18 protein-coding genes are annotated in these 21,039 nt (G+C 33.3%); 9 read left to right on the top strand and 9 right to left on the bottom strand.

Annotated elements, in window-relative coordinates:
• Nucleotides 1–43: 43 nt before the first annotated feature.
• Genes rpiB through KO515_RS00735 form a run of 3 tightly spaced genes read left to right on the top strand, consistent with a single transcriptional unit; the run spans nucleotide 44 to nucleotide 1,836 of the window.
• Nucleotides 44–478 carry a ribose 5-phosphate isomerase B gene (gene rpiB, locus KO515_RS00745; protein WP_215934466.1) on the top strand — a complete coding sequence of 145 codons (435 nt, stop codon included), beginning with the start codon at nucleotides 44–46 and terminating at the stop codon, nucleotides 476–478.
• A complete protein-coding gene (locus tag KO515_RS00740; protein WP_215934465.1) occupies nucleotides 479–1,393 on the top strand; it encodes a cation diffusion facilitator family transporter in 915 nt (304 codons plus the stop codon). It abuts the gene before it with no gap.
• A complete protein-coding gene (locus KO515_RS00735; protein WP_215934464.1) occupies nucleotides 1,393–1,836 on the top strand; it encodes a GNAT family N-acetyltransferase in 444 nt (147 codons plus the stop codon). The genes KO515_RS00740 and KO515_RS00735 overlap by 1 nt, the downstream gene beginning before the upstream one ends.
• On the opposite strand, the gene KO515_RS00730 is transcribed toward KO515_RS00735, so the two are convergent.
• From KO515_RS00730 to KO515_RS00705, 6 genes are all read right to left on the bottom strand, one after another.
• Nucleotides 1,837–2,679 (bottom strand): OmpA family protein, encoded by an 843-nt coding sequence (locus KO515_RS00730; RefSeq protein ID WP_215934463.1) that lies wholly within the window; start codon nucleotides 2,677–2,679, stop codon nucleotides 1,837–1,839.
• A gap of 65 nt (nucleotides 2,680–2,744) precedes the next feature.
• Nucleotides 2,745–4,379 carry a S41 family peptidase gene (locus tag KO515_RS00725; RefSeq protein ID WP_215934462.1) on the bottom strand — a complete coding sequence of 545 codons (1,635 nt, stop codon included), beginning with the start codon at nucleotides 4,377–4,379 and terminating at the stop codon, nucleotides 2,745–2,747.
• The gene (gene rnpA / locus KO515_RS00720) at nucleotides 4,360–4,752 is read right to left on the bottom strand and encodes a ribonuclease P protein component (protein WP_215934673.1); all 393 of its coding nucleotides are present in this window, start codon (nucleotides 4,750–4,752) and stop codon (nucleotides 4,360–4,362) included. The genes KO515_RS00725 and rnpA overlap by 20 nt, the downstream gene beginning before the upstream one ends.
• A gap of 81 nt (nucleotides 4,753–4,833) precedes the next feature.
• Nucleotides 4,834–6,633 carry a M1 family metallopeptidase gene (locus KO515_RS00715; RefSeq protein ID WP_215934461.1) on the bottom strand — a complete coding sequence of 600 codons (1,800 nt, stop codon included), beginning with the start codon at nucleotides 6,631–6,633 and terminating at the stop codon, nucleotides 4,834–4,836.
• 108 nt (nucleotides 6,634–6,741) lie between these two features.
• Nucleotides 6,742–8,343, bottom strand: a complete 1,602-nt coding sequence (locus tag KO515_RS00710) for a S8 family peptidase (protein WP_215934460.1) — start codon at nucleotides 8,341–8,343, stop codon at nucleotides 6,742–6,744.
• 27 nt (nucleotides 8,344–8,370) lie between these two features.
• Nucleotides 8,371–9,231 carry an MBL fold metallo-hydrolase gene (locus KO515_RS00705; RefSeq protein ID WP_215934459.1) on the bottom strand — a complete coding sequence of 287 codons (861 nt, stop codon included), beginning with the start codon at nucleotides 9,229–9,231 and terminating at the stop codon, nucleotides 8,371–8,373.
• 156 nt (nucleotides 9,232–9,387) lie between these two features.
• On the opposite strand from KO515_RS00705, the gene KO515_RS00700 reads away from it, so the two are divergent.
• From KO515_RS00700 to KO515_RS00690, 3 genes are all read left to right on the top strand, one after another.
• Nucleotides 9,388–9,750, top strand: coding sequence for a DUF202 domain-containing protein (locus tag KO515_RS00700; protein WP_252723741.1), 363 nt, complete (start codon nucleotides 9,388–9,390; stop codon nucleotides 9,748–9,750).
• Nucleotides 9,751–9,903: 153 nt separating this feature from the next.
• A complete protein-coding gene (locus KO515_RS00695) occupies nucleotides 9,904–11,751 on the top strand; it encodes a cation:proton antiporter (protein ID WP_215934458.1) in 1,848 nt (615 codons plus the stop codon).
• A gap of 223 nt (nucleotides 11,752–11,974) precedes the next feature.
• Nucleotides 11,975–12,241 carry a hypothetical protein gene (locus KO515_RS00690; protein ID WP_215934457.1) on the top strand — a complete coding sequence of 89 codons (267 nt, stop codon included), beginning with the start codon at nucleotides 11,975–11,977 and terminating at the stop codon, nucleotides 12,239–12,241.
• A gap of 8 nt (nucleotides 12,242–12,249) precedes the next feature.
• On the opposite strand, the gene lepA is transcribed toward KO515_RS00690, so the two are convergent.
• Nucleotides 12,250–14,046, bottom strand: a complete 1,797-nt coding sequence (lepA, locus tag KO515_RS00685) for a translation elongation factor 4 (protein WP_215934456.1) — start codon at nucleotides 14,044–14,046, stop codon at nucleotides 12,250–12,252.
• 285 nt (nucleotides 14,047–14,331) lie between these two features.
• On the opposite strand from lepA, the gene KO515_RS00680 reads away from it, so the two are divergent.
• A complete protein-coding gene (locus tag KO515_RS00680) occupies nucleotides 14,332–16,749 on the top strand; it encodes a TonB-dependent receptor domain-containing protein (protein ID WP_215934455.1) in 2,418 nt (805 codons plus the stop codon).
• Nucleotides 16,750–16,813: 64 nt separating this feature from the next.
• Here the strand turns inward: KO515_RS00680 and KO515_RS00675 are convergent, their stop codons facing one another.
• Nucleotides 16,814–17,929 (bottom strand): TolB family protein, encoded by a 1,116-nt coding sequence (locus tag KO515_RS00675; RefSeq protein WP_215934454.1) that lies wholly within the window; start codon nucleotides 17,927–17,929, stop codon nucleotides 16,814–16,816.
• A gap of 151 nt (nucleotides 17,930–18,080) precedes the next feature.
• On the opposite strand from KO515_RS00675, the gene KO515_RS00670 reads away from it, so the two are divergent.
• On the top strand, nucleotides 18,081–19,325 hold the full coding sequence (locus KO515_RS00670) for a M28 family peptidase (protein WP_215934453.1): 1,245 nt from the start codon (nucleotides 18,081–18,083) through the stop codon (nucleotides 19,323–19,325).
• Between the two features lie 14 nt (nucleotides 19,326–19,339).
• On the opposite strand, the gene KO515_RS00665 is transcribed toward KO515_RS00670, so the two are convergent.
• The gene (locus KO515_RS00665; RefSeq protein ID WP_215934452.1) at nucleotides 19,340–19,873 is read right to left on the bottom strand and encodes a hypothetical protein; all 534 of its coding nucleotides are present in this window, start codon (nucleotides 19,871–19,873) and stop codon (nucleotides 19,340–19,342) included.
• A gap of 117 nt (nucleotides 19,874–19,990) precedes the next feature.
• Here KO515_RS00665 and dusB point away from each other — a divergent pair, with 117 nt between their 5' ends.
• Nucleotides 19,991–20,983, top strand: a complete 993-nt coding sequence (dusB, locus tag KO515_RS00660; protein WP_215934451.1) for a tRNA dihydrouridine synthase DusB — start codon at nucleotides 19,991–19,993, stop codon at nucleotides 20,981–20,983.
• Nucleotides 20,984–21,039: the final 56 nt, after the last annotated feature.

Genomic DNA, 21,039 nt, shown 5'->3' with positions numbered 1-21,039 from the left:
GCAATTATTAACTTTGAGGTCTAATAACAAAACACAACACAATATGACCATCTCAATAGGAAACGATCACGCAGGACCAGATTACAAATTTGCTATCGTAAAACATTTAGAAGCTAAAGGACATACCATTACTAATTATGGAACCGATAGTTTAGATAGTGTAGATTATCCAGATTTTGTACACCCTGTAGCTAAAGATGTAGAAGCTAAAAAAGTAGATTTTGGTATTCTTATTTGTGGTAGTGCAAATGGAGTAGCCATGACCGCTAATAAATACCAGCATGTAAGGGCAGGTGTGTGCTGGACTAACGAAATCACTGAATTAACACGTTTGCATAACAATGCTAATATTATTTGTATTCCAGCACGTTTTACGTCTATTCCACAAGCGATTAAAATGGTAGATACTTTTTTAGAAACGGAGTTTGAAGGTGGTCGTCATCAAAACCGTGTAGATAAGATTCCAGCATCATGTTAGATGGGACATTCACATGCTCATAACCATTCTCACACTAACGAGCTTCATGGTCGTAATTTATTAATTTCTATATTTTTAAATATTGCCATTACAGTGGCACAAGTTGTTGGTGGATTAGTTTCAGGTAGTTTATCATTACTTAGTGACGCTTTACACAATTTTAGCGATGTTATTTCTCTAATTGTAAGTTATGTTGCTGCGCGATTATCAAAACAAAAGGCCTCAATTAATAGAACTTTTGGCTATAAACGTGCCGAAATTTTAGCAGCATTTATTAATGCTAGTACACTTATTATTGTCGCCATTATCTTAATTTTTGAAGCTGTAAAACGCTTTAATAATCCTCAAGAAATAGAATCTGGCTTAGTGATTTGGTTAGCTGTTTTAGCAATTATAGGAAACGGTCTAAGTGTTTTGTTATTAAGAAAAGATTCTAAAAATAACATTAATATGCGGTCTGCCTATTTGCATTTACTTACAGATATGTTAGCAAGTGTAGCAGTGTTAATTGGTGGGTTATTAATGAAATACTATCAATTATTTTGGGTAGATAGCTTATTAACTTTATTAATTGCTTTGTATTTAATTTGGGTGGGTTACGATTTATTAAAAATATCGACTAAAATGTTAATGTTGTTTACACCAGATACTGTTAATATTAAAGATGTAGTAAGAACTGTTAATAAACTACCTAAAGTTAGTAAACTACATCATGTTCATATTTGGAATTTAAGTGACGATGAGTTGCATTTAGAAGCCCATTTGGATTTAACAGAAGACATTTCTACGACTGCGTTTAATGATTTACTTTTAGATATTGAAACGGTCTTACATGATGAATTCAACATCAACCATGTTACCATTCAACCAGAGTTTAATAAAGAAGATCCTAAAGAGGTCATTGTACAAGACTAATGCTACATATCATAACAAAAAAATTTAACGAATTAACAACGCAAGAACTTTATAATCTACTTCAATTACGAAGTGAAGTCTTTGTGGTTGAGCAAGATTGTGTATACCAGGATATAGACGGAAAGGATCAAAAAGCGCATCATATTTTGGGTTATAAAGATGACAAATTAGTGGCTTATACACGTATTTTTAAGCCAGGTTATTATTTTGAAGAATCTAGCATTGGTAGAGTCGTAGTGCAACAGAATGCACGAAAATTTAAATATGGTTACGATATCATGAAGGCGTCAATTAAAGCCATTAAATCGCAGTATAATGAGCGTATAATTAGAATTTCTGCACAAACGTATTTGAAACAGTTTTATAATAATTTAGAATTTTATGAAGTAGGTGAGGAGTACCTAGAAGATGGTATTCCGCATATTAATATGATTAAGTCCTAATTATTTTTTTTCGTAAATGCGAGTGACTAAAATTTCGACACGTCTATCTAATTCTGGTTCACCTCCAAGTGGTTGTTTTCTTCTCATACCGGCAAATTTCATGCGGTAATGTTTTACACCTTTATCAACTAAATAATCATAGATATATTTTGCGCGCGCCACTGAGAGATTTCGTTTTTTAGTCTTACGATCAATAGCATCTCTTTCACCTTGTGTACAGCACACATGGCCTTCAATAGTAAAATATACATTAGTGCGTTCTACTAAAATTTCTGCAATTCTATCCAGTACCACTTTAGATTCCTTGGTTAAATAGCTATACCCAGTTCTAAATAATAAGTTATCGAGTAAAATTTTATCGCCTTCTTTTAATTCCCCTTTTAATAAATCTTCAGTTTTATTTGTTTTAGGTTCTTCCACAACAACAACTGGTTTCGGAGGAAAAACAGGAGTAACAATAATTTCTACTTTACGGTTTAAACCACGTATTTTATTAAGGTCATTTTCTTTAATAATATTAACTAAAATTTTACCTTTCCCATCGACATTCGTCATTTTAGACTCATCAAATTCATTATTAGAAAAGACTTCTTTTATGGCATCAGCACGATTTTGCGATAAAACAAGATTGTAATTATCACTACCACGATCATCTGTAAACCCGTATATTGATACTTTTTCTATATCAACATCTTCAATTTTAGATAAGAAAAGTAATAATCTACTGTGCTCAGTTTCAGGAATATCGTGTTGGTCAGTTTCAAAATATACTTCGTGCTTCAATTCCTTTTGAGCAAAAGAAAGTTGAACACATAGGCATAAAAGGATAATTAGGGGTTTCATGTTTCTATTATAATTTTCTTACTTAGAGAAAATAGTTATGACGTTAAATATAAATAATTTTAGTGCTATCTCAAAATACTTGCGTATTGCGCAGGATTGTTAAGAATGCTCACAGCTTTTTTAATTTCTGTATTATTAGCAGTGTAATAGGTATATAAACCTTCACTGTAAAAATAACGCTTAATAATTTCGTCTGTTAGTAATGATTTTAATTGTGTTTTATTATCGTCAATCGCATTGGTTTTATACGCTTGTAAGGCCTCAGTTAAGGCGTTATATTCTGAATTAATTTCTTTGTCAAGTGCTTCTTCTTTTGCTACAATAAGTGCATTATGTAACGCTATTTCTGTTTTAGTTTCAAAATTAAAACCGCTAGATTTTATATAATTTTTAAACTTTTTAAAGTCGGAATCTGAAAGTGAAAAGCCTTTTAAATCTTCAATTTGATGATCGTAATAATAGTCTGTAGCAAAGTTGAAGACTAGATTTTCGTTAGATATCGCTTTACTAATAGGTGTTTGCTTAGAAAATTCAACTTCAACATCTGGTTCTACACCGCCTCCATCAAACACATCGCGTCCATTTCTGGTTTTAAAAGCATTATAATTTTCTTGAGATGTTCTGGTGGCTTTGCCATTTTCATCACGATTCCAGTAATCTAAAGCCTGAATACAACGACCAGATGGTGTGTAATATCTAGAAATTGTAATCTTCATTTGTGTACCATAGGTCAATGATTTTGGACGTTGAACTAAACCTTTTCCAAAACTTCTTGTTCCTACCACAACTGCACGATCCATATCTTGTAAAGCACCAGAAACAATTTCGCTTGCCGACGCACTTTTACCATCAATTAAAACGACCAATGGAATTTCAGTATCTACAGCTTCACGTTGTGTATAATACGTTTTATTGTATTTTTTTACTTTAGATTTAGTCGTTACGACTAACTGATCTTTAGGTACAAAAATATTAGTGACGTTAACCGCTTCGTGCAATAAACCACCAGGATTTCCTCTTAAATCTAATATTAATTGCGTAGCGCCTTGATTTTTTAAGGCTTTAATAGCACTAATCGTTTCAGAAGACGCTTTATCATTAAATTTTCTTAGTACCACATAGCCCGTTTTTTTATCGATCATAGAGTAGTGCGGAACGGCTTTTATGTCTAAAGATTCTCTTATAATAGTGACTGTGTTGATTTTACCTTGACGTTTATAAGTTACAGAAACTTCTGTGCCAGCAGCACCACGTAGTATATTAGCGGCATCATTTTCATAATCCTTAATGGTAATATTATCTAGCTTTATAATTTCATCACCAGCTTTAAGTCCGGCTTTATCGGCAGCATAATTTTTATAAGGTTCTACAATAACTAATTTATCTTTTAAGGTTAAAACCTTTGCTCCGATACCTGTATAATCTCCGGCATTATTAATTCTAGAGGCTTCTACGTCTTGTTCGTTATAAAACTGTGTATAGGGATCTAAATCATCTAACATGCTTTTAATAGCCGTGTCCATTAAATCTCCTGGGTTGGTATCATCCACATAATTCATGTTAATTTCCTTAAATAGCGTGGTAAATATTTCTATTTGTTTCGCAATTTCAAAAAAGTCATTTTTAAAAGCTGTAGTACCAAAAAAGATAAGCACAGCAAAGACAGGAATTAGTATTTTTTTATGTAGCAGTTTTTTCATGTGTAGCGGTTTTGTCGGTAAATTTCCGAAACAATAATGTCATACTCTCATTTAGTTTATCAAAAGTTGTTCCATCCTTACTAAGGTACAAAATCATAAACGCATAAGATTCAGAACTATTGTTAAAATATAAGGGTTTATTCAGTCTATAGGCTTCGCGGAGCAAGCGTTTAATTTGATTTCTAGAAACGGCCGTTTTATGCAATCGTTTACTTACGGAGACGCCTGTCTTTAATAGTGAACCATCGTCATGTTCGGTTTTAAGATATACTAATCTTAACGGATAAGCGGTAACAGCTTTGCCATTGGTAAAAAGTTGTTCTATGAGCTTTTTACTTTTGAGTTTATCTTTTTTTGAATACTTGAAGTTCACGTTTAATTTATCTGGTTTAACAAAAATAGAAAACCGCATCAACATGATGCGGTTTTGATACATTAATATTATTTGTGTTTATTATTTTGTAAACACATTATTTGTTCTATCCACATCTGCCATCATCTGCGAACTATCAATTTCAACAGATTTTACTGCTTTCTTAGCGTTAAATGAATACGTTGGTATTGCCCAAGCCCAATCATTAATAATCGTTGCTGTCGTTGGCTTTTCTCCACGCATCATTTGTAGCGGAATATAAAAATCTTCAGTCGTTCCATCGGTATACGTTACCGTTAAATCTATAGGCATTGGCATTAAACCGATACGTTCTAATGTGATTGAAGTTCCTTCAACAGACGCAATACCGTAATCAATAGTATTTGTGGTTTGTGCAAAATCTATAAAATACCAATCCAGTTCAAAATCAGTGATGCGTTCTGCAGTTCTAATAATATCAAATGGTTTTGGATGTTTAAATTTAAAATTTTCGAAATATGTTTTAATCGTTTTATCTCTGTTTTCCTCACCAATAACATACCCTAATTGTGCTAAAAACACAGCTCCTTTACTGTAAGCTGCAGCTCCATAAGCTCTGTTAAAGGCATAGCGATCAGAATGTGTGGTTAATGGTTGCTCAACGCCAGAATTTGCTAATGCGATATAACCTCTATAGGCACCAGAAAGTGGATTCGATTTTTTGTTTTCACTAAGCGCATTCATTGCTAAATTAGAAATATACGTTGTGTAGCCTTCATCCATCCATTCGTGTTTAGACTCGTTAGACGCCAATAAAAATTGAAACCACGTATGTGCCAGCTCGTGTGCTGTAACACCCAATAAACTACCATAGCTACGTTTACCAGTGATTAATGTAGACATGGCATATTCCATACCTCCATCACCACCTTGAATGACTGAATACTGATCGTATGGATAGTTTCCAATATGTTCATTAAAGAACTCCATTAGCAAAGCAGTATCGGCTTGTAATTTTTTCCAATTGTCTAAATATTGCTGATCCAAAGTCCGTTTATAGTAGAAATTAAGTGTTGGACCATTTGGCATTTGAAATGTATCATGAATATAATCTGGATCTGCAGCCCAAGTAAAATCATGCACTTTAGGAGCTTTAAAATGATGCGTTTTTTTACCAGATTTTTCAGTTGGTTCTCCTTGAAGATAGCCTGTGCCACCAACAATATAATCTTCATCTATAGTTAATTTTACATCAAAATCTCCCCAAACCCCATGAAACTCTCTTCCAATATAAGGATCTGCATGCCAACCTTCATCATCATATTCTGCTAATTTTGGGTACCATTGTGACATCGATAAAGCAACACCTTCTTTATTATTTCTTCCTGATCTACGTATTTGAACCGGAACTTGTGCATCAAAACCCATATCAAAAGTTACTGACTCACCGGGTTGAATCGGTTGACTTAATTGTACTTCTAAAACAGTTCCAACAGTTTCATAAGACACAGACGTTCCGTTTTGTGTTAATGAGTTTACTTTAATATAGCCAATTTCATTAGGTTGAAGTTTACTAATACGATCTCCAACTCTAGGATCTGGATCACTAATGGTACGTGAACGCACATCCATTTCACTGCCAGGTTGAAAGGCATTAAAAAACAAATGGTAATACACATGATTTATAACATCTGGTGAGTTATTAGTATAGACCAATTTCTGCTTGCCTTTATACTGATAGTTATTGACATCCATATCAATTTCCATGGTATAATCTACATGTTGCTGCCAGTAATTATTTGTAGTTTTATTTGATGTTTTAACGACTTTACTTGGCTGTTCTGTAGCCCCGCAAGAGACAAGAATTATGAGTAAAAAAAGACTAAAAATAGAACGTTTCATAGTATTTGTTTTTTATAAATATAAAATTAAAAGACTTTAAAATATAATTGGGTTATTTAGTTCGTATATCTAAATAACCCAATTATTTAATTTAATCCGAAAGGATGGTTATAATTTGGACGCCATTATTAAGGCATTATAAGCATTAACGATTCTACCTGTTGTAGATAGATCTGAAAATGATTTAACGTTAGAAGAGTCTCCACCGACAACAACTTTTGTTGTAATAGGTAAACCAGACGCTAATATTACTTGTTTCACTTGAGCAGCGGTTAATTTTGGATAATATGAACGTATTAAAGCTGCAACACCAGCAACTGCAGGTGAAGCCATAGAGGTTCCACTTATACTTTTATAATCGTTTTCTGGAAACGTAGAGTAAATATCAGATCCTGGCGCAAAAACGTCCACATTCTTTTTCCCATAATTTGAAAATCCTGAAACGATTTTAGAACCATATTTAGAAGTTAATGAACCTACTCTAATATAAGTATTAGATATTTCAACAAAATCAACATTATCATCTGGGAAATTAGCGCCTTCATCTACATTTTTACTGTCGTTACCTGCAGCATGTACAAATACAACATCATTATCTGAAGCATATTTAATAGCATCTCTTACCCATTCTGGATGTGGAGAAAATGATTTTCCAAAACTTCCGTTTATGACTTTAGCTCCATTATCTACAGCATAACGGATTGCTAATGCAACATCTTTATCGTATTCATCACCATTTGGAACCGTTCTAATAGACATAATTTCTACATTATTTGCAACACCATTTGCACCCAAACCATTATTGCGCTCAGCACCAATAATACCTGCAACGTGTGTTCCGTGAGATTCAGATTTTTTAACAGGCTTTACATTTCCATTTCCATAACCAATATCAGATAAATCATTGATATCATCATCAGTTGTACGACCAGAAAAATCAATATTAAAATGGTAATTTAAGCGTTCATTAATACTTTCTAGTGCATTATTAATTTCAGTATTAGCATCAGCTAAAGATAGACCGTTAGCATTCATTTGAACGGCAATTTGAACGGCCTGATTCAACATTTCATCTTCAGTTTCTATAGCGTTAACTTCTGCAATTGTATAGTCGCTTTTGCCAAAGTGTGTTGTTAAGGTATCATGAGCACCTTTGACTGCAGCTCCAATTTGGTCGTATCTCGTTTTTGTACCTAAATATTGTTGGTATTCTTTTTCTTGAAGTTCAACAGCTTCAGCATAACGAGGGTCAGACGTATCTCCACTTGCTATGAGACGTACATATTCTAACTGCTCATCATAGCCATCTCCTAAGAAATTCCACCCGTGAATATCATCTACATAACCGTTGTTATCATCGTCGATGCCGTTGTTTGGTTTTTCATCTTCATTCGTCCAAACGACACTTCTTAAATCTTCATGATCAATATCAATTCCAGAATCAATTACAGCAACAATAACTTTTTTACCTTTTTTATTTTTAATGATTTCCGCATAAGCTTTATCCACACTCATTCCAGGAATAGTATCATTTATAAGGTCTAAATGTCCCCAATTTTTAGCCTCAGCATCTGTTAACGCTGTAACTTTTAGAGGAGCTGTATCTATGTTTTCAATTGGTGTAGAAAGAATCGCTCCTGTACTACCACATCCTACAAATAGTGTTCCAGCAAATCCTAAAATCGTTAGTATTCTGTAATTAAATTTCATCTTTATATGTATTGTTGTTTTATTCTTTTAGTTAAATAGGTCGTTTGTTGTAAATGTTTCGTTAAGCCGCACTCCTTTTTCAGTGTGTTTAACTGTAATAATTTCGTTATGCGCATCATGTTCTAAAAAGAGATAGAAATTTTGGTCTGCTGCCATATTTAAAAACAGTTCTTTTTCATTGAGTGTTAATAAGGGTCTGGTATCATAACCCATAACAAAAGGCATAGGTAAATGACCAACAGTTGGTAATAAATCGGCCATAAAACAAATGGTTTTACCTTTATAATTAATCATAGGAATCATTTGTTTGTCGGTATGGCCATTGGCAAAGAAAATGTCAAAGCCTAAATCAGAATTTTTTAAAATAGGGTTATCAGGAACGGAAGTGAATTTTAATTGTCCACTGTCTTCCATTGGTAAAATATTCTCTTTTAAAAACGAAGCCACCTCACGTCTGTTAGGTTCTGTTGCCCATTTCCAATGGTCAGCATTACTCCAAAAGTGTGCATTTTTAAAAGCAGGTTCATAACCTGTTCGGTCCTTGTTCCATTGAATACTCCCACCACAATGATCAAAATGTAGATGCGTCATAAAAACATCTGTAATGTCATCACGATGAAATCCATAAGACGCCAACGACTTGTCTATAGAGTCATCTCCATATAGAAAATAGTACCCAAAGAACTTGTCGCTTTGTTTGTTACCCATTCCAGTATCAACTAAAATAAGACGATCACCATCTTCAATTAATAAGCAACGCGCGGCAATATCTATCATGTTGTTAGTATCGGCAGGATTGGTACGTTGCCACAACGATTTTGGTACCACACCAAACATAGCTCCACCATCGAGCTTAAAGTTTCCAGATTGTATAGGATATAATTGCATTTGCGAAAAATTTGTAAAGTTTTGCAAAGTAATAAAAGCATTAAAACTAATTGTTGTTAGTCTTAATAAATTAGAGGATATTTAACAATTTAGGCTTATAAATTCTCTTATCTATTCTAAAAAATATTTACTTTTAGAATGTAAATGAATGAAGCAATGAAACGAATATCAAAATCACCATTAAAAATTAAGAAAATTAAACTCTTACGTTTTGGTCGCGATTTTAAACCTGATCAACAAGTTATTTTACGAGATTATTTAGCCATAGAGCGCACACGATTGGCAAATGAACGTACGCTTTTATCTTACATTCGTTCATCACTCTATTTATTACTGGGAGCTATTGCTTTATACCAGCTTAAGGAATTTGCAAATTTTCAATATCTAGCCCTTACAGCAGTAATATTCAGTGTGGTCTTTTTTATTATTGGAGTTTATAGATTTACAGTCCTAAAGCAAAGTTTAAAACGGGTGTATTATAAATCTGAAGAAAAAGAAGTTAAAGACACTGATGATTAGACCTATTGATTGCTAAAATTAAAAGTAGGCTTTTATTTTAATCACAACTATTTTAATTAACATTCAATCTCAAATAAAAGACATTGAGAGTTGTTATGTATTAAAACCAGTTATAAAAGCAGAATTTAGTATTTTCACACAAAATGTAGAGCGATGTTAGAATTAGCAGGAATTATAATCCTTGGGATATTAGCACAATGGGTGGCTTGGAAATTTAAAATTCCAGCTATTTTACCCCTAATCCTGATAGGATTATTAGTGGGTCCGATTGCAGCGGAATTTTTAAGTGAAGATAAAACAAAGTGGATAGAACCGATTTGGAATGGCACAAAAGGCTTATTTCCTGGAGATAGTTTGTACTATTTTGTGTCACTTGCCATAAGTATTATTTTATTTGAAGGGGGGCTTACTTTAAAGCGATCCGAAATAAAAAATGTAGGACCTGTAATTACCAAACTAATTACCGTGGGTTCTGCTATTACCTTCTTTGGTGCTGGGATTGTGGCACGTTATACGTTTGACTTAAGTTGGGATTTGTCGTTTCTGTTTGCAGGCCTGATCATCGTAACAGGACCAACCGTAATTACACCTATTTTACGAAATATTCCACTTAAAAAGGATGTTTCAACGGTTTTAAAATGGGAAGGTATTCTTATCGATCCTATTGGAGCTTTAGTGGCCGTTTTAGTGTTTGAATTTATAAGTGTTGGTGGTGATAGTGGTTTTACTAAAACAGCTTTAATGGAATTTGGTAAAATTGTGTTATTTGGTACCACATTCGGATTCACATTTGCACATGCTTTAGCTTTTGCTATCAATAAAAAACTGATACCTCATTATTTATTAAATGTCGTATCGCTGTCAACGGTATTATTGGTGTTTGTTGAATCTGAATTATTTGCACATGAATCTGGTTTACTTGCGGTTGTAGTTATGGGAATGGTTTTAGGAAACAGTAAGCTAGATAATTTAAAAGAGCTATTATATTTTAAAGAATCGCTGAGTGTCTTATTAATTTCTATTTTATTTATTCTACTAGCAGCAAATATTGATATTGAAGATTTACTACTGCTATATACCTGGGATACAGCAATACTTTTTGCTATCGTTGTTTTTGTCGTGAGACCTATAGCGGTATTTGTTAGTACCCATGGTTCTAAATTGAACTTCAATGAAAAATTATTTATTAGTTGGGTTGGACCTCGCGGTATTGTAGCCGCAGGTATCGCTTCTCTTTTTGGAAGTAAGTTAATGAGGCAAGGTGTTGAAGGAGCAGAATACATTACTCCATTAGTTTTTATGATCGTTTTAGGAACTGTTTTATTAAATGCTACAACGGCACGTTTATTTGCAAGATTAGTGGGGGTATTTTTAACTAAATCTAATGGGATTTTAATTGTTGGAGCTTCAAAATTATCGCGATTGTTAGGACATTATTTAGTAAATAATGGCAGGCATGTGGTCCTCATTGATAGCAATCAAAATAATATAGATAAGGCTGAAGAATTAGGACTTGAAGCCTTAAGCAGTAATATTTATGCAGATACACTTTCGGATAATATTGAATTAAATGATGTTGGGTACATTATGGCAATGACCGGAAACTCCGATATTAATGCTTATGTTATTGAGAAATTTAGCAAAGAATTTGGTGAAAATGGTTCGTATAGACTAGTGACTTCAGATGAAATGAATAATCCTGATAACAGTCCAAAAGAAGGCTTATTTTCTCCGACTGATGATTATATTAACCTAACAGAGGTTACACGTAAATATCCTGCAATACAAGAAATAGAAATCCAGGATGCTGCGCATTATACAAGCCTTATAGAAATGGCACGTAAAGATCAGTATATTATTCCATTGTTTATAAAAGATGATGAGGGAGAACTTCATATTATTTCAGTGCATAATACAAAGGATGATAATATTGGGCAAAACTATAAATTAGTGTATTTAGGTAAACCTTTTGATGTAGAAAAGGTGGTTAACGAGGATTAATTACTAATTTCTAAAAAAGTTGAATATAATGAGGTAAAGACCTAACATACAATGATATACTTTTTAGAATCTTTCAATAAATAGGCCCAAATAATTAAGACTTTAAGAAATAATTCAAGAATATTGAGGATTTCTAATAAATGCTGCTTTCTTTGATTTATTTTTTCTTAATCGCATAAAAATCTGCATTTTTGTCAAAATATTAACAAAAAAACAGATTTTTATGAAAAATTTTATTTTATGTTTTGCTGTGATAGCGGTATTGGGATTCACTTCGTGTTCTTCTTCTGATGACAGTGACAATGAAACGTCCGGTTCTGATTGTTTAACCTGTAATTATCTCACCGTTTTTACTGAAGTATGTGACAATGGTGATGGCACGTATACGTCAACTACAGATGGTTATTCATTTACTGAAGATATTCCAGAAGGTTATACTTTAGATGATATTATTGAAGGGTTAGAAATGGCTGGAGCCACTTGTGAATAAACTATAGTTTAATCATTTAATTTCAAAACAGCCATAAACGCTTGCTGAGGTATTTCTACATTTCCTACTTGGCGCATACGTTTCTTTCCCTTTTTCTGCTTTTCAAGTAACTTACGTTTACGAGAAATATCACCACCATAACATTTTGCGGTAACATCTTTACGTAATGCTTTTACAGTCTCTCTAGCAATAATTTTTGCACCAATAGCAGCCTGAATAGGAATATCAAATTGCTGTCTTGGAATTAACTCTTTCAATTTCTCGCACATTTTTTTACCAATATGGTGTGCGTTATCCGCGTGAATTAATGCCGAAAGCGCATCAACAGGTTGTGCGTTTAATAAGACATCTAAACGTACTAATTTTGACACTTTCATACCAATTGGTGAATAATCAAAAGACGCATATCCTTTAGAAACTGTTTTTAAGCGATCGTAAAAATCGAAAACAATTTCTGCTAATGGCATTTCAAAAATTAACTCTACACGTTCTGTCGTTAAATAGGTTTGATTAACAATCATACCTCGTTTTTCAATACACAAACTCATAACGTTACCTACAAAATCGGATTTAGTGATAATTGTAGCTTTAATAAATGGCTCTTCAACACGATTAACGGTTGTTGGCTCAGGTAAATCACTTGGATTATTTACAATAAAAGCCTCATCGGGGTTTTTATTAGTGTAGGCATGATACGATACGTTAGGTACCGTTGTAATAACCGTCATATCAAACTCACGCTCTAAACGTTCTTGTATGATCTCCATGTGTAACATACCTAAGAATCCACAACGGAAACCAAAACCTAATGCAGCTGAACTTTCCGGCTGAAATACTAAGGATGCATCATTCAGTTGGAGTTTTTCCATAGAGTTACGTAACTCTTCGTAATCCTCAGTATCAACAGGATAAATACCTGCAAATACCATTGGTTTTACGTCCTCAAAGCCTTCAACAATATTAGTGGTTGGATTGGCAAAATCAGTGATGGTATCACCAACTTTTACTTCTTTAGCCGTTTTTATTCCTGTAATTAAATACCCAACATCACCAGCTTTTACACTTTGTTTAGCAATTTGTGTCAGTTTTAATGTTCCAACTTCGTCTGCAAAATACTCTCTATTAGTAGCAACGAATTTTATTTTTTGTCCTTTTTTAATTTCACCATCAAAAACTCTAAAATAAGTTTCAATACCTCTAAACGTATTGTAAACAGAATCGAAAATTAAAGCTTGTAATGGAGCATTTACATCACCTTTTGGTGCAGGAATGCGTTCAATAATGGCTTTTAAAATATTTTCGACACCAAAGCCTGTTTTTCCACTTGCATGAATAACTTCTTCTGGGTCACAGCCTAAAAGATCAACAATATCGTCTGTAACTTCTTCTGGATTTGCACTTGGTAAATCTACTTTATTCAATACCGGAATAATTTCTAAATCATTCTCTAATGCTAAGTATAAATTAGATATAGTTTGAGCCTGTATACTTTGTGCAGCATCCACAATTAACAAGGCACCTTCGCAGGCAGCAATAGAACGTGAAACTTCATAAGAGAAATCTACGTGACCAGGAGTGTCAATGAGATTAAGTACGTATTTTTCGCCTTCATACTCATAATCCATTTGTATGGCATGAGATTTTATGGTAATACCACGTTCACGCTCCAAGTCCATACTATCTAAAAGTTGAGCTTGTTGTTCACGAGCAGTCACAGAACCTGTAACATCTAGTAAACGATCTGCTAGGGTACTTTTACCGTGGTCAATATGTGCAATTATGCAAAAATTACGAATGTTTTTCATGTCTTTTTTCTAAGGCAATAACTAATTGGCAAAAGTACATGAATTTTTTCATTTGAATTTTGTAAGTTTTGAATTAAATAAATTTTATAGACTAACGAAATGGTTACTGAAGTGAAGCTAAATCTTCATTTTTTATAAGTTTATAAAATTAAGGTTATACTTAAGAAGTATAATCGATTTCTTGTGCTTTATGGTATCAATTTCAACAAAATAAACCGCAGTAATTACGGTAAAACCACAACATAATGTAAAAAACAATTTATATATTGCAGTCAAACCTATTTTATGATTATTCGCTTGCGCCTCTTTTTTTGTGTCGTTATCTCTATGCTTTCAAATATAGCGCTTGCTCAGGAATATTCGGTTTCGGGTCGTGTTGTGGATGCTAATAATAATCCAGTTGAGTTTGCAAATGTTGTGGTTTTAACAGAAGAAGATGGTGATTATTTAAAAGGAACATCAACAGATGATAAAGGTTTTTTTAATTTAATTAATCTCTCTGAAACTACATTTTATATCAAAATCAGCTATCTTGGTTTTGAAGATTTTCAACAAAAAATTATCCTTACAGGCAATTTAGATTTAAAAACTATTCTGCTTAATGATATTCCTGAAAGTTTAAGTGAAGTTACAGTAGTGGCTAAAAAACCGACTATTACTCGTCAACCCGATCGTCTAGTTTTTAATGTTGAAAACACGGCATTATCAGAAGGTTCTACACTAAGTGTTTTAAAAAATACGCCTGGCATTATTGTGTCTGAAGGGAGTATAAATATTAAAAGTGCACCAGCTGCAGTTTATATTAATAGTCGTCGGGTGCAGTTGACTTCAGATGAACTTATGAACTTATTAGAAAGCGCACCAGCTAATAGTATAAAATCAGTTGAGGTGATTACCAATCCGCCTGCGAGTTACGATGCCGATTCTGGATCTGTGATTAATATTATAATGAGTAAAAACTTGGTTACAGGCTATAGAGGATCTGTGTTTACTAACTATACACAAGGTGTTTTTCCAAGATATAATGCTGGTACTAGCCATTATTTCAAAAATAACAAGGTGAACTTAAATGTGAATTATAATTATACCAATCAGAAAATCAACAGAGATCATGATGATACGGTGAATTATTTAGACAATTCAAATGAAATTGATCAAATTTGGACCTCAAACACCAATAGAAATTCCTGGACAGAAAACCATAATCTTAATCTTAATTTTGATTATTATATTAATGACAAAAACACAATAAGCCTTACTAGCACAGGACTTTATACACCTAATTTTAAATATAAGATAAAAAACAACACCGATATTACGGATGAAAATTTAAATTTCTTATCACGTTTTACAGCTGATAATTTATCTAGAGATAACAAATTCAACATTGGAACAGATTTAATTTTTAGACACGATTTTGATAATAGTGCAAGTCTATCATTTAACGCTCATCATACCATTTACGATTACGAACGAGATCAAAATGTACTGACTAATGATTTTGATACTAATAACCAATTTGAAGGCCGTTCTGAGTTCAACACCAATGCCAATCAAAAAACCAATATTATAACTGGTAAAGTGGATTATAGTCTGCCGATTAATGACAGCTCTAATTTTGAGGTTGGAGTAAAATACTCTAATGTAAATACGGATAGCGACATTACAAAATATGATATTATTGGTGCATCTGAAATAATAGATATTAACAATACAGACGCGTTTAAGTATGAAGAAAATGTCTTAGCAGCTTATACTAACTATGCAAAATCTTGGAGTAAATGGAATTTTAATTTAGGATTAAGAGTAGAACAAACTAATGTTGAAGGTGAATCTTTAACCTTAATCGAAACCAATACGCAAGACTATTTAGATTGGTTTCCTAATGCAAGTTTATCGTATCAATTGCTAGAAGAAGCAAGAATTTATGGAACGTATAAACGCAGTATTGAAAGACCAAGTTATACAGATTTAAATCCTTTTACATTCTTTTTAAATGAAAACACAGTGGTATTGGGAAATCCTAATTTGATGCCAATGTATAGAGATCATTACAAAATAGGAACCAATTTTTTAGAGTACTTCACCGTTGAAGCGTATTATATGGATTTTGATGGCGATATCGTAGAATTACCACGTCAAAACAACGCTACAAATACCATTGCGTTTACACCAACAAATCTCGATAAAAAGATAGAGTATGGTTTTGACTTTCTTTTCGATTATTATCCAACCAGTACTTGGAATCTTTATTTTGTGACCTCATTCTATCATATTTCAGAAGAATCTAATTTTGGTGAAGGCTTTGTAGAACAAGACCAGTGGTCTAATTATAGTGTTTTATACAATAGTTTTGCGTTTTTAGAAGACCAAAGTTTAAACATAAGTTTGGGGTTCACTTGGGTTGGTAAAAGCTTACAACAATTTCAAACGGTTGAAGATCGTTTGGTTTCAGAGTTAAGTATTTCTAAATCTATTTTTAAGAAAAAAGGAGTTATTTCTCTAGCGGTTGAAGACTTTTTTGATCTACAAGACCAAGATACGTCTATAAGGTATTTAAACCAATCGAGCTCTAGTTTTGTTGACATCGATAATAGATATATTAAATTAGGTTTCCGTTATAATTTTGGAAACACTAAACTTAGCACCAACGAGCGTGCAACTAGTGCAGAAGAGCGTCAACGCCTTAAAGATATGCAGTAGGGCAATAAACGTTTAAAGTGCTTTTAAGATTTTTACAATTGTTCCTTTAGGTATAATATATTGGTTAATCCTGCCATTCTGCAATAAACAAATTAGTATCACGGCCTCCACCATTATTCCGATTAGAAGAAAACGCTAAGTATTTTCCATCGTTAGAAAACACAGGAAAAGCATCAAAAGTAGTGCTATGCGTAACACGTTTTAAATTCTTTCCATCAATATCAATTAAGTATAAGTTGAAAGGAAATCCACGTTCAGATTCAAAATTGGACGAGAATAAAATCTTCTCTCCAGAAGGGTGAAAAAATGGACTCCAATTGGCGTTTCCTAAATCGGTTAATTGACGTAAATCAGATCCATCGGCATTACAGATATACAGTTCCATTTGTGTTGGTTGCACTAAGCCTTCAGCCAATAAATCTTTATATTCTTTAATCTCTTCTTCTGTTTTTGGTCGTGAGGATCTAAAGATTAATTTTGTGCCATCTGGCGAAAAGAAGGCTCCACCATCGTAACCTAATTCGTGTGTAATTTGTTTAACGTCAGAGCCATCCAAATTCATGGTGTATAGTTCTAAATCGCCACTTCTAGTAGAAGTAAATACAATTTTATCGCCTTTAGGAGATACAGTTGGCTCGGCATCGTAACCTACTTCGTTAGTTAATTGGCTTACGATATTACCTTCCAAATCGGCTACAAAAATATCGTAGCTATCATAAATTGGCCAAATGTACTTTCCGTTTTTCTTAAGTGGTGTGTCTGGGCAAGCTTCATCACCAAGATGTGTAGAAGCATAGATAATATGTTTGTTATCTGGCATAAAATAAGAACAGGTTGTTCTACCTTTTCCGGTGCTTACCATTGGTGGAGCAATGCTATCTGTAAACGTTTGGTTAGCATCCATTAAAAACATTTGGTCGCATTCCACATCCCATTTAACATTATTAGATTGAAACACCAATTGCTTATCATCAAAACTCCAATACGCTTCTGCATTATCACCACCATAAGTTACTTGTCTCAATGACTTAAAATGAACTTCTTCAGGATAGATTAAAGAATCATATTTTTTAGTCGCTCCCGATGTTGTTTCAACGGTGCCGTCAGATGTTTTAGAGCGGTCATTTTTACAAGATGAAAACGTAACCAATAGAATTAAAACTGCAATGATTCTGTTCATAATAAAGAATTATAATAAGTGATATTTAATGCCTAATTTTGTGCAAAAGTAAGATTTAATGGTGAAATACGCGACGAAATACTGCGGATAAATAATTCACTGTTCGACTACAAAACCGCTTTCTCATAAAACATTAAAAATATATTCTGACATGAAAAAAGTATTGATTTTATTCATTTTAGTAGGATTTCTATCTTGTAAAAATGAACCTAAAGTTGCAGAAAACAACATCAAAGAAGATGTGGTATTTTTAGCCGATGATAAATTAGAAGGTCGCCAAACAGGAACACAAGGAGAAGTTTTAGCGTCGGAATATATTATAAAACGTTTTAGAGCGATTGGAGTACAACCAAAAGGAACGGAAGGGTATTTACAGTCGTTTTCGTTCAAACCTAAAACAGATCCGCACAGTGAAGTAGAATTTACGACCAATGCAGACAGTACCATTACAGGGCATAATGTTATTGGCTTTATAGACAACAATGCTAAGACTACGATTGTAATTGGTGCACACTACGATCATTTAGGTTTTGGAGGTGAAGGCTCTCTTTATAGAGGTAAAGAAAAGGCTATCCATAACGGAGCTGATGATAACGCGAGTGGAGTGGCTGTGATGCTCAATTTAGCAAGCCGATTAAAAGTGAAGAATAACCAGTCCGAAATAAAGGACAATAATAACTATTTGTTTCTTGCGTTTTCTGGTGAGGAAATGGGCTTATTAGGCTCTAATTACTTTTCAAAAAACCCAACATTAGATACTGAATCTATTAACTATATGATAAATATGGATATGGTTGGCAGAATGAAAGCCGATAGTACTTTAGCGGTTTATGGTACAGGAACTTCCCCAATGTTTAAGCAAACCTTGAAATCTAATAATGATAAATTCAAAATTGTTGAAAATGAAAGTGGAGTAGGACCAAGTGATCACACATCGTTTTATTTAATTGACATTCCGGTGTTACATTTCTTTACAGGTCAGCACGAAGATTACCACAAACCAGGTGATGATGCTGAAAAGTTGAATTATGAAGGCATGGATTTAATTTCAGATTACATCTATGATATAATTAACGATTTAGATGATAATGGAGAATTAGCGTTCCGTAAAACAAAGAATGAAAGTGAAGAAACACCACGTTTTAAAGTGGGATTAGGAGTGGTGCCAGATTATTTATACGATGGAAAAGGCATGCGAATAGATGGCACTCGCGAAGATACTCCAGCTTTTAACGCAGGTTTACAAAAAGGAGATGTGGTTATTAAATTAGGAGATAGCACTATTACAGATATGATGAGTTACATGCGTGCCTTATCTGTTTTTGACAATGGTGATGAAGCTGATATTACCGTGAAACGTGGAGAGGAAGAAATTGCAACTAAAGTTCAGTTTTAAAACCGATATTTAATCTAAACACCTAAAATTTTAGCATCGACTCTAAACTTTGTATCAACTACAATATTATGAGTTTCGTTAATGGTTTCATCGGTAATTGTTTTAATTCTTAGATTAAAATTATCTTCTTTAAGATAGGCTTTTAATTCTTGGCCTAATACCTCTAATTCTATAACATTAGAGTTTGTATTTTCATAAATAATAGTATTTGCAATTTCTATTTCTTCTAGTCCATCGGCATTGATATACACATAGATTTCTTTTAAAAAATTGAAATTACCATCTTCAGGACTCTCTATAGTCATTTTTATAGTTTTCAATTTTATACTTTCAATTAAATCTTTTCGAGTGTTATTGTTTTCAAAAGAAGATTCTGATTCTGTAGTCACATCAGGTGTATCTACACTAAAAGGAGTATCGATTAAAACTGTAGGAGCAACAGTATAATTTGTTTGATAATCTAAATCGAATTTAGTTAATTCATCAATGACGTTACAATTGGTAAGGATAGCAAATGCTATGAAAAATGAAAGTAGGGTCTTTTTCATAATAAGTAGGTTTTTGTTAAAAATACGAATTAAAAAATAATTCATTTTTTGCATAGTTTGTAAAAGCAGTAAACAAAGATTAATAAAAACCTTAATTTTGCATCAAAATTTATACACTTGGTTAAAATAGGAGACATAGAATTACCAGATTTTCCACTGCTTTTAGCACCTATGGAAGATGTAAGCGATCCACCATTTAGAGCACTTTGTAAAGAACAAGGAGCCGATGTGGTGTATACCGAGTTTGTATCTAGTGAAGGCTTAATCCGTAACGCCGCTAAAAGTGTTATGAAACTAGATATTTACGAAAAAGAACGACCGGTTGGGATTCAGATTTTTGGTGCCAATATGGAAAGCATGCTGCAAACTATTGATATTGTCGAAAAATCGAATCCAGATATCATCGATATCAATTTTGGTTGTCCGGTTAAAAAAGTAGTATCAAAAGGTGCAGGAGCAGGTATTTTAAAAGATATCTGTCTCATGGAACAGTTAACGGCCGAAATGGTAAAACGCACCAACCTACCTGTAACCGTAAAAACCCGATTGGGTTGGGATCACGATTCTATAAAAATCGTAGAAGTAGCAGAACGTCTACAAGATGTGGGGTGTAAAGCGATTTCTATTCATGGTAGAACCAGAGCACAAATGTATAAAGGAGATGCCGACTGGAAACCTATTGCAGCGGTAAAGAATAATCCTCGTATGCATATTCCTGTGTTTGGAAATGGTGATGTAGATACGCCTGAAAAAGCGATGTTAATGCGTGATTCTTATGGTTTAGATGGAGCTATGATTGGACGCGCATCTATAGGAAACCCATGGTTTTTTAAACAAGTAAAGCACTTTTTTGAAACCGGTGAACATTTAGGACCTATTTCTTTAGCAGAACGCGTGGAAGCCGCGAGACGACATTTACAAATGGCTATTGATTGGAAAGGTGAGGTTCTTGGTGTTTTTGAAACCCGTAGACATTATACCAATTATTTCAAAGGAATTCCACACTTTAAAGAATACCGCATGAAAATGGTAACAAGCGACGACTCTAAAGACGTTTTTGCAGCTTTTGATGAAGTTTTAGACAAGTTTTCTGATTATCAGTTTGAGTAGAAAAGGCTAAACTTAAGTTTCAATAAAAACAAAAACTAGATTCTAAAAAGGGAAAC

Source organism: Winogradskyella psychrotolerans (assembly GCF_018860545.1).
Taxonomy (GTDB): Bacteria; Bacteroidota; Bacteroidia; order Flavobacteriales; family Flavobacteriaceae; genus Winogradskyella; species Winogradskyella psychrotolerans_A.
This window is presented reverse-complemented; position numbering and strand designations above follow the sequence as displayed.

What these genes read in the sequence shown, in the direction of transcription:
- KO515_RS00680 (WP_215934455.1), top strand. Translation starts at nt 14,332, where the DNA reads ATGATTATTCGCTTGCGCCTCTTTTTTTGTGTCGTTATCTCTATGCTT.
- KO515_RS00670 (WP_215934453.1), top strand. Translation starts at nt 18,081, where the DNA reads ATGAAAAAAGTATTGATTTTATTCATTTTAGTAGGATTTCTATCTTGT.
- KO515_RS00675 (WP_215934454.1), bottom strand. Translation starts at nt 17,929, where the DNA reads ATGAACAGAATCATTGCAGTTTTAATTCTATTGGTTACGTTTTCATCT.
- KO515_RS00715 (WP_215934461.1), bottom strand. Translation starts at nt 6,633, where the DNA reads ATGAAACGTTCTATTTTTAGTCTTTTTTTACTCATAATTCTTGTCTCT.
- KO515_RS00665 (WP_215934452.1), bottom strand. Translation starts at nt 19,873, where the DNA reads ATGAAAAAGACCCTACTTTCATTTTTCATAGCATTTGCTATCCTTACC.
- KO515_RS00700 (WP_252723741.1), top strand. Translation starts at nt 9,388, where the DNA reads ATGAAACGAATATCAAAATCACCATTAAAAATTAAGAAAATTAAACTC.
- KO515_RS00725 (WP_215934462.1), bottom strand. Translation starts at nt 4,379, where the DNA reads ATGAAAAAACTGCTACATAAAAAAATACTAATTCCTGTCTTTGCTGTG.
- KO515_RS00695 (WP_215934458.1), top strand. Translation starts at nt 9,904, where the DNA reads ATGTTAGAATTAGCAGGAATTATAATCCTTGGGATATTAGCACAATGG.
- rpiB (WP_215934466.1), top strand. Translation starts at nt 44, where the DNA reads ATGACCATCTCAATAGGAAACGATCACGCAGGACCAGATTACAAATTT.
- KO515_RS00730 (WP_215934463.1), bottom strand. Translation starts at nt 2,679, where the DNA reads ATGAAACCCCTAATTATCCTTTTATGCCTATGTGTTCAACTTTCTTTT.
- KO515_RS00735 (WP_215934464.1), top strand. Translation starts at nt 1,393, where the DNA reads ATGCTACATATCATAACAAAAAAATTTAACGAATTAACAACGCAAGAA.
- KO515_RS00740 (WP_215934465.1), top strand. Translation starts at nt 479, where the DNA reads ATGGGACATTCACATGCTCATAACCATTCTCACACTAACGAGCTTCAT.
- KO515_RS00690 (WP_215934457.1), top strand. Translation starts at nt 11,975, where the DNA reads ATGAAAAATTTTATTTTATGTTTTGCTGTGATAGCGGTATTGGGATTC.
- lepA (WP_215934456.1), bottom strand. Translation starts at nt 14,046, where the DNA reads ATGAAAAACATTCGTAATTTTTGCATAATTGCACATATTGACCACGGT.
- KO515_RS00710 (WP_215934460.1), bottom strand. Translation starts at nt 8,343, where the DNA reads ATGAAATTTAATTACAGAATACTAACGATTTTAGGATTTGCTGGAACA.
- KO515_RS00705 (WP_215934459.1), bottom strand. Translation starts at nt 9,231, where the DNA reads ATGCAATTATATCCTATACAATCTGGAAACTTTAAGCTCGATGGTGGA.